The organism is Micromonospora sp. NPDC005220 (assembly GCF_040607895.1).
In the GTDB taxonomy this organism is placed as follows: domain Bacteria; phylum Actinomycetota; class Actinomycetes; order Mycobacteriales; family Micromonosporaceae; genus Micromonospora.
On record NZ_JBEXHP010000182.1, the window covers coordinates 1 to 7,050 of the forward strand.

The window sequence follows — 7,050 nt, forward strand, 5'->3', positions numbered from 1 at the left end:
CCGACATCGCCCATCTCGTGTTGATCACGCCGAGACGGGGTATCCGGCCCGAGCACGGGGCCGTCGCTGATCACCAGACGGACATATCGGGCCGCGCAGCGCCCGCTGGACCTGCTCCCAGACCTGGCCGGCGTCGACGTCGTCCTCGATGACCAGCCGCACCGCGAGACGTCGGGGGTCGGTCTGCACGACCTGGAACATCCGAACCCCGGCGGTGCTGTCCACCAGGGCGCCGAGCGCGAGCGGCGGCAGCTCGACGGTGCGGCCGTCCGGGCCGGGGAAGGCGATCACCTCGGAGGTACGACCCTGCACCCGCACCGCCGGCAGCGGGTTGCCGCACGGGCACGGGTCCGGCCGCATGGTCACGCTGTCGCCGAGGTCGTAGCGGATAATCGGCTGCACCCGGTTGGCCAGGTTGGTGAGCAGCACCGTGTGCGACGGCTGGCCGGGCGGCACCGGGCGGAACTCCTCGTCGACCGGCTCCAGGATCGCCCAGTCGGCGTTGACGTGCAGCCAGTCCTGCTCGCAGCCGTGCGCCAGCCCCATGAACTCGGAGCAGGCGTACTGGTCGCGGACCTTGGCCGAGAAGGTCTCCCGGATGCGGGCGCGCTCCTCCGGCGGCAGGCTCTCCGCCGAGGTGATCACCAGGACCGGGCGGAGGTCGAGGCGGCCGGCGCGCTGCTCGCGGGCCAGCAACGAGATGGCGCTGGCGTACCCGTTGAGGATTGTCGGGTTGAAGTCGCCGACGCCGCGCACCAGCTCGTCCAGCGGGGAGTGCACCGAGAAGATCCGGATGCTGCGCCTACGGATCGGGCGTTCCCGGATGAGGCGCTGGGCGGTGGAGTAGCCGGCGAAATGGCCACCGGCGGCCCAGATGGCGGCAACCTTGTTGCCTCGGCGCAGCATGGACAGGTAGTCGCGCCCGCCGAGCCACGAGCCGCTGGCCCGAGCCACCGTGGTGGCGTTCTTGCTCGCCGGGGTCGCCATGGTCGTGCTCCCTCGGCACGGCGACACCGATGGCTGGCGGGACACGTTCAGTCCGGTCCTCCCGCCGCCCACCGGGCCGCATGACGTGGGTGTGCGCCGGATGCGGCTGGTAGATCACGACCGCCGTGATCCGTGGCATCGGGACCGCGAACGGACGTTGATGATCGACCTGCACTACCCGGCCGATGCCGGGTCCAGACCGTTGGCCCACTACGCCGTGGCGCCCGCCATGACCGAGTTCGCCTGCCTCGCGTGTCCCTGCCGGTGTCCATGGTGCGCTGAGCGGGTCAGGTGTCCCCCCCGGCCGCCGTCGACGGCGCATCCACGCGTTGCCCGCTCCGACGCCGGGCCACGACCCCCAGCAGCCCCACGATCAGCAGCGCCTCCGCCACCAGGATCGCGACCGACCAGCCGCCGCCCACCCACCGCGCGAGCGTCACGTACCAGTAGTGCACCAGCAGGACCAGCACGGTGGCCAGGAACGCCGCGGACAGCAGCCCGTAGGACGCGTACGTGACCCGGTCGCGGCGCCGGCCGTAGCGGACGGCCGCGGGTCCGCCGCGCAGCAGCCGCCCCCAGAAGCGGTAGGTGTCGCCGCGCAGGTCCACCAGGTTCAGGGCGTGGCCGAGCATGTGGTAGCCGTCCAGGCGCAGGACCGGCACGAGATTCATCGCGGCGGTGGCCGTGCCGAACAGCAGCACCGAACCGGCGGTGGCGTGCACGACGCCGGTGCGCGGCCCGGCGTACCAGAGCACGGCGGCCGGCGTCAGGGCCAGCATGCTGACGAAGATCCCGGCGAACGCGACGGCGACCCGCTGCCGCCGGGTGAACAGCACCAGGTCGTCGACCTTGCAGTACGGGGCCAGCAGCGGGAAGCGCCACATCACCCCGATCTCGGGCACCCGCCCGCCGAAGTACCGGCAGGTCAGACCGTGTGCACACTCGTGCAGGAACACCACCACCCAGGTGATCGCCATCGAGACGGCCAAGCCGACCAGACCACGGCCACCGCTGTCGAGCACGGCGGCCAGCTCGGTTACGTGCGTGCCGACGTACCCGGCGATCACCAACACCAGCGCCAGCGCCGGCAGCACGAACCACCAGCTGAACACCGGCCGCAGCCAGGGCAGCACCCGGTCGAAGAGCCGTTCCGGCCCGAACAGCGGCAGCCGCGCCGAGAGTGGACCGCGTCGGGCCCGCGCCGCGTTCTCCGCCGCCGTGGCGGTGAGCCGGGCGAGGGCTTCGGTGTCGGTCGCCCCGTCGAGCAGTTGCCGCTGGTGCAGCATCCCGAACAGCTGCTGCCAGCTCGCCGGGCCGAGCCGGCGCTGGTACGCCTCGGCGTACTCGGTCTCCAGGTCGGCGAGGCTGCGGGTGCCGTCCATCCGGGACAGCAGGAAGTGTTCCCGCGGCCCGACCCGGTAGAACCAGCCGGTCGTCCGGTCGAGCAGGTGGTGCACGAGTTTGCCGTCGCGCCACTGGGCGGGGCCGAGCACCACGTCGGCGCGCAGCCGCGGCGTGGTCCAGGTCTGCTCCGCGGTGGTCATCGCGGTGTGGCCGCGACCGGCTCGTCGAGCAACGCCGCCCGGATCACGTACGACAGGTAGATCTCGTCGAGGATGCTCACCCCGAGCCGGTTGTTGGTCATGTGCACGTACGAGCTGAGCAGGATCGGCAGTGCGGCGTCCACGTCGGCGATGACCGTCGGCGCGTCGCCGCCGCGCTGGAAGACCAACTCACCCCTGCCCGCCGCCGCCTCGACCCGGTGCCGCAGCTCGCGGCAGTGCGCCAACCAGCGGCCCTCGATGCCGGCGGCCCGTCCCCCGGCGCCGCCGCGGGCCACGGCGCGGATCTCGCCCAGCCGCTCACCGAGGGTGCCACTCATCCGCTGGTAGCTGGCGTCGAAGCTGGCGTGGTAGTCGTCGCTCGGCTCGGCGTACGACACCTCCCAGAAGCGCCGGTAGTCGGCCAGGAACTCGGCTATCCGCCGGTCGTCGTCGAGGAACGCCGTGCACATCATCATGGTGAGCTGGGCGGAGAGGCCCAGCAGGACCGGCCGGACGTGCACGTTGGTAATCGCGAGCAGGTCGAGGACCACGTCGCTGGACTGCTCGAAGTGCCACTCGGCGATCTCGATGCCCACCGGGCCGCCGTAGCGGCCGTACTCCCGTTCGTAGGGGATGTGGTGGTAGCTGTTGTTGGCGCGCATCGGCATGCTGCCGTCGGCGCCGTACTGCTCGTCCCAGCTCTGCTGGCCGTACTCGGCGAGGTACATCTGCTTGTACAGCCCGCCCAGCCCGTCGGGGTCGACCTCGTAGAGCGCCGGCCGGCGGCGCAGGAAGGCCTGGATCGCGGCGTCCACCCGGGCGCGTACCAGCACCGGGTCGACGCCCGGGGCGGGCAGCACCCGCAGCCGGACGTGCGGGCCCTCCATCCAGTACTTGATGAAGAAGTAGCGGGAGATGAGACCGTCGGCCCGCAGCCCGTCGACCAGGGGCCGCACGCCCTCCACGAGCATCGGGTTGGCGTTGCTGGCGTAGAAGACGTGCACGCTGAGCCAGGGGTGCTGCACGGGGTCGGGGTACGAGGTCATGGGCGGGCCTTTCCGTCTCGGACGCCGTTGAGCTCCACGGTGAGTTCGGTGACGTAGGTGCCGGTCGGGTCGCGCAGGATCTGCTCGTCACGTCCGGGCAGCATCTCGGTGAGCACCAGCCGGCTGCCCGCGCCGCGGGCCGTGGCCTCCAGCAGTTCCAGGCTGAAGTGGCTGTCGAAGTCGACGTAGAGCGGCTTGTGGTCGGGCCGCCCACCGGCCTTCCCCGCCGGCCGGGTGTCGTCGCCGTCGGCCGGGGCCGCGGGGCCGCCCTCCGGGGTGGCGAAGACGCGGCGGGGCAGACCGTTGTCCCGCCGCCACCGCTGCCAGTCGAGGAACCAGTCCGCCGCGCCGGCCGCGGCCGCGCGGGGGGCGGGCAGGTGCTCCGGGTGCAGCTTCCACATGCGCCGCTGCAGCACCAGGTCTCCGTGGACGATGCGCGGGTAGCCGACCATGCCCCGCCCCGGCAGCGGGACGCTCGTTCCCGCCCACAGGTCCGGTTGGGCCATCCCGACGTGCGCGAAGGTGAGCAGGACCTGCTGTACCTCCGGCAGGGCCATCGGCAACAGGAACCCGAGGTAGACCGGGATGACCTCGGCGTCCAGGCGACGTGAGCGCAGCAGCAGCCGGTCGGTGGCGGCGTCGTGCTCCACGCTGAGGTCGTCCAGGTGGATCTGCTCCGCCGCCGGCCGGAAGCTCACCTCGCCCGGGCAGACCAGCTCGTACGGCGTGACCGCCGGGTGCAGGTTGAGGTTGGTGGCGTCGTAGCCGCCCTTGAGTTCGCAGAGCACCGCGCCCGGGGGTTGCAGCAGGGACAGCTCGGTGCGCAGGGTGTCGGCGAGCCGCTCGTCGGCGAACAGGTGCGCGAATCGGGAGAACAGCAGCGTCATGCCGGAGTAGACCCGGTTCACCACCACCCGGCGGCGTTCCCCCTGGTCGGCCAGTTGCAGGAAGAAGGAGCGCGGGTCCAGCACTCCGAGCGTGTCCGGCACCCGTGCCGCGATGTCGGCCAGGACGGTGTCGTCGAGGACCAGCTCCTCCGCGTCGGGCGGCAGCGCCGCGTACGCCTCGTTCACCCGCCGGGCCATCTCGACGCGCGCGTCGTCGAGCGCGGTGATCTCCTCCTGCCGGAACCAGTTCTCCTGCCGCACGTAGCGGTTGTCGGCGTCGAAGGCGCGGCGGCGCATCATCCGGCCGCTGTAGTGCTCGAAGAAGTCCTGCTGGAACTCGTGGGCGAAGGTGAGCAGGTCGTCGCAGCGTCCGCCAGCGCCGTGACGGGCGAGGAAGAAGCCCTTGGTGGCCAGGCGCCGGGGCAGGTTGATGTCGAACACCGGCATGATCCGCGCCAACGCGCGCAGGCCCGGCACGATATCGCTCTCCCACCGCCCCCGGTCGGCGACGACCGGGGTACGGGTGCGCATGCTGGTGTCCTCGTAGACCAGGGTCCGGGGCACCGGCACCTCGGCGCGGCCCAGGTCGGTGTGCGCGGCCACCAGTTGCGCGCGGATGTCGGCGAGCAACCGGCGGCGACCGGCGATGTCCTCGTCGGGGAACCGGGTGACCAGGCCGTTCGCGGCGGCGACCCGCTCGGCCAGCCGGTCGGACCAGTCCTGGCCGATCTCCCGCAGCGCCCGCCGGTAGCCCTCGACGGGGTCGTCCGCGTGGATGTCGAGGTGCAGGTTGGGCACCACGAGCAGGCCGACGCGCAGCAGGTGGCGCAGGTAGACCTCGATGTCCGCGTCCGGGCGTCCGTCGGTGGCCAGTTCGGCGACCAGGTCGGCCAGCCGGGGGGCCCGGCCGCCGTCGAGCGCGGCCAGGATGTCGTGCAGCACCTGACCGGTCGGCAGCATGAACAGCGACTCGTGGATGGATTCCAGGGTGACGGCGGCGTCGCCGTCGTCCGAGCTGGTGCGGCGCCGGCGCAGGTAGCGCAGCCGCCCCCGGTCGATGCGCCAGCCGGTGGTGACGGCGACTGGCAGGTCGGCGCAGAGCTTCTCGTCGGCCAGGACGATGGCGGACAGGCGGCCCAGTGCGGCGAGGTTGAGTCGGGCGCTCCCCCGGATCTCGCCGGTCGGTCGTACGTCCAGCAGGCCGCCGCCCGAGTCGGTGAGGCTGCCGACGTTGACGGTGGTGAGGCGGCTGAACGGGCTGGTCTTGCAGGCTGTCCGGTAGGCGTACTCGAGCAGCGAGCGCTCCATCCGGCGGGTCCGCTTGCCTTCCGCGCCGCTGGCCGAGCGGGCGAGGTAGTCGGGGAGGTACGCGTCCAGTGAGGGGGACGCCAACTGGATCCCGCCGCGCAGCCCGGGATGGTCGGCGAGCGTGCGCAGCACCGCCCTGCCGGTAGCCAGCTCCGCGTCGAGCACCGCCCCGCCCCGGCTCCGCTCGACCTCGTACTCCCCCAGGTCGGTCAACCAGCGCCGCAGCGCCGCGTGGGTGTCCGGGCCGAGTGCCTCCGGCGACGCGGTCGCCGCGTCGTCCCCGCGCGGCCGACGCCGGTTGAACACGTCACGTCGCAGCCGGATCAGCGACTGCCGCAGCCGGCCGTCGTTCCGGTTGCGGGCCACCGCCGCCTGCAACGCGTCGGCCAGCTCGCGGCCCGCGGCGTCGAGTCGCCGTTCCCGCTCCAACACCCCGCGCGCCCACGCGGCGGTCTCGTCGAAGGCCAGCCGGTCGGCCACCTCCAGCGGCAACCCGGCGGTACGCAGCATGAAGACCCGAGGCATCCGCCAGGACACGGGGGTGGCCGCTCGGGCGGGCAGGGACACGGTCACTGGTCTCTCCTTCGTCGGCCCCTCGGGGGGCAGCGGGGACGTCACAGCCGCAATGCCAGGTCGGCCGATGTCTCGGGCTGTCGACCGAGCAACAGGAACAGGACCGTCCGCTCGTCACCCCCGTCGAGACCGAGGGCGGTGTTCATGGCGACGTTGTCGAAGCCGAGGACGGCGCCGCAGCCGAGGCCCTGCGCCGTGGCGGCCAGGTAGGCGTGCTGTGCCAGGGTTCCGACCTCGGCGTTGAGGATCCGGTAACCCCGCGGGCCGAGGACGTCGAGCACCGCGTCGGGCCGACCGGAGATGGCCAGGACCGCGCCGACCTGCCCCATCGTGTAGTTCATCAGGAAGTACTGCTGTTGCAGGAAGGCGGACATGTCGGTGACCGGCTCGGCGTCGGCGGGCAGCAGGGCGTGCCGCTCGGGGCAGTAGGCGTAGGCACCGGCGGCAAGGCCGTCGACGTGGTTGATGAAGACCCACAGCCGGGTCAGCGCCGGCCCGCCGTCGGGCCGCTTGACGTCGGCCTGGTAGCGCCCGCCGGCAGCGGCCACGGCGAGGGTGGTGCCCAGGTCCTGGAGGGTCAGCTCGGGCGGGCGGCGGAACCGGCCGAAGCTGCTGCTGCGGGCGGCGAGGACGGTGGAGAGCGGACGGGCGAGGCGGTCCAGCTCCGGCGCGGGCAGCGCCACCGGGTCGGCCGTCAGGGGCCGG

At 72.6% G+C, this 7,050-nt stretch carries 5 protein-coding genes; all 5 read right to left on the bottom strand.

Going from position 1 to position 7,050, the window contains the following annotated elements; genetic code table 11:
• Nucleotides 1–24: 24 nt before the first annotated feature.
• Nucleotides 25–987 carry a hypothetical protein gene (locus ABZU52_RS31255; protein WP_354974521.1) on the bottom strand — a complete coding sequence of 321 codons (963 nt, stop codon included), beginning with the start codon at nt 985–987 and terminating at the stop codon, nt 25–27.
• Nucleotides 988–1,274: 287 nt separating this feature from the next.
• Nucleotides 1,275–2,531: a M50 family metallopeptidase gene (locus ABZU52_RS31260; RefSeq protein ID WP_354974522.1), complete on the bottom strand. Its 1,257-nt coding sequence runs from the start codon at nt 2,529–2,531 to the stop codon at nt 1,275–1,277.
• Nucleotides 2,528–3,577, bottom strand: a complete 1,050-nt coding sequence (locus tag ABZU52_RS31265; protein ID WP_354974523.1) for a lantibiotic dehydratase C-terminal domain-containing protein — start codon at nt 3,575–3,577, stop codon at nt 2,528–2,530. Before ABZU52_RS31265 ends, ABZU52_RS31260 begins: the two co-directional genes overlap by 4 nt.
• Nucleotides 3,574–6,345 carry a lantibiotic dehydratase gene (locus tag ABZU52_RS31270; RefSeq protein WP_354974524.1) on the bottom strand — a complete coding sequence of 924 codons (2,772 nt, stop codon included), beginning with the start codon at nt 6,343–6,345 and terminating at the stop codon, nt 3,574–3,576. Before ABZU52_RS31270 ends, ABZU52_RS31265 begins: the two co-directional genes overlap by 4 nt.
• A gap of 41 nt (nt 6,346–6,386) precedes the next feature.
• A partial coding sequence (locus ABZU52_RS31275; RefSeq protein WP_354974525.1) for a SagB/ThcOx family dehydrogenase occupies nt 6,387–7,050 on the bottom strand: 664 nt, incomplete at its 5' end.

Excerpts from the sequence above, each read along its gene's own strand:
- ABZU52_RS31260 (WP_354974522.1), bottom strand. The coding sequence starts at position 2,531 with ATGACCACCGCGGAGCAGACCTGGACCACGCCGCGGCTGCGCGCCGAC.
- ABZU52_RS31255 (WP_354974521.1), bottom strand. The coding sequence starts at position 987 with ATGGCGACCCCGGCGAGCAAGAACGCCACCACGGTGGCTCGGGCCAGC.
- ABZU52_RS31265 (WP_354974523.1), bottom strand. The coding sequence starts at position 3,577 with ATGACCTCGTACCCCGACCCCGTGCAGCACCCCTGGCTCAGCGTGCAC.